1 protein-coding gene is annotated in these 1,646 nt (G+C 30.7%); it reads right to left on the bottom strand.

The annotated features are described in order from the left end of the window. On the bottom strand, window positions 1-1,637 hold a 1,637-nt coding region (locus tag AACU95_RS02180; RefSeq protein ID WP_161737159.1), incomplete at its 3' end, for a M10 family metallopeptidase C-terminal domain-containing protein. Window positions 1,638-1,646: the final 9 nt, after the last annotated feature.

Genomic DNA, 1,646 nt, shown 5'->3' with positions numbered 1-1,646 from the left:
GTGCCCAAATATATTTCATCATCACCTTCTCCCCCTAGAATGATATTTCTACCTGGAAGCCCTCTATCTGTTGATGCTACACAGATCCGATCATTACCCTTACCACCATCTAACATATTAGCACCATAATAATCGATAAGCATATCATCTCCATCATCACCATAGAGCACATCATTTCCCAATTCTCCGTATATAACATCGTTTCCAGAGCCACCATAAAATAAATCATTGCCATCACCGCCATAGAATAAATCATTGCCATCACCACCTATGAGGTTATTATCAAAAGGATTTCCTATGAGAGTATCATCACCTTTACCACCAATCGCATTTTCAATAATCGTTTTATAGGCAATAGAGATATTACTCCGTAATCCTCCAATATCTGAAAAACAGCCTTCATTGAGATTAATGACTTGATTAACGGTATATAGGGAAAAGTCTAATGTATCAATTCCACCCGCATCCCAAATACAGCTCACTAATTTATCTTCTATGCTATTTAAAGAGTAAGCGGCGCGTCCCGTATTGGAATTAAATCCATAGGTATTATTTTCAAGACGTGTGGTCATATTTTCGCCATAGAGATATTGTAACAATAATATATCTACTAGCATAAAGGTCATAGGATAAAGGCCACCAAAATCTGCATCTTTAATATCAGGACACTTATAGCTCATAACTGAGTATTTAATTGAATCTAATACTTTATGCTTTTCATTTAGTATGTATTCCCAAATATGAAATAGCCCTAGAGAATGACCTAATTCATGTATAAAAGTATGATATACAAATGAGCCGATTTTATGTTTATTTTGTTGGTATTCTTTGCGTAACTCATTATTACCCCTTGCTATTGTAATAGTTTTATCATTATTAATATAATATATATCATAGATATCTGCCTCATTTTCTATATATTCATCAATATTATCTTGCTTAATTGTTTTATAATATTCGCGTGAAGAAAAATCAATAAATATAGTACCCGGATCATCATGTTCTTCATCTGGTTTTATCTCTTTTATAGGTGTACCTTCCTCGTTAGGATGACTAGCACTGCCTTTTCGATAACCTGAAATGAATTTTGTACCAGATATATTAACAAATTGATTATAATAGCCAAATTTTAAATCAGCATTGGTATATGGTGATATTTTTTTAAAAAATATAGGTACGATATCTGAGGTGTGTTGTAATATTTCTTCGATAACTTTTTGTTGATGAGGGAATATTGTTTCTTGAGTGGAGTAAATATAGATAGGTATATTATCTAGTATAGTATAAATATCATTTGCTATTTTTTTTATTCCTTCTTCTAATTCTTTTATTCTTTTTTTTGAAGCCTCACTATCTTTATCTTCAATGGTGTTTAATTCTTGTTTTTTTTGTTCTCTAATATTTACTAACCTATAATATTCATATATATCTTTTAGCGTTTTTTTTCTCATGTTTTCTGTTAATGGGTTTTTATTTTTTATAATTTCTCGGTATGTGTTATGATCTGGAAATGTATAAGTTATTGTTGTTATTTCATTTGGTGATTTTTTTGGCCAACCTATCATAGTTCCTGTTGTGATGATCCCTTTAGGTAAATAGAAATTAGTCGTTTCTTTAACATTTTTTACTATAGTCATATAAATTCC

Source organism: Proteus sp. G4415 (assembly GCF_963896075.1).
Classification (GTDB): domain Bacteria; phylum Pseudomonadota; class Gammaproteobacteria; order Enterobacterales; family Enterobacteriaceae; genus Proteus; species Proteus mirabilis.
This window is presented reverse-complemented; position numbering and strand designations above follow the sequence as displayed.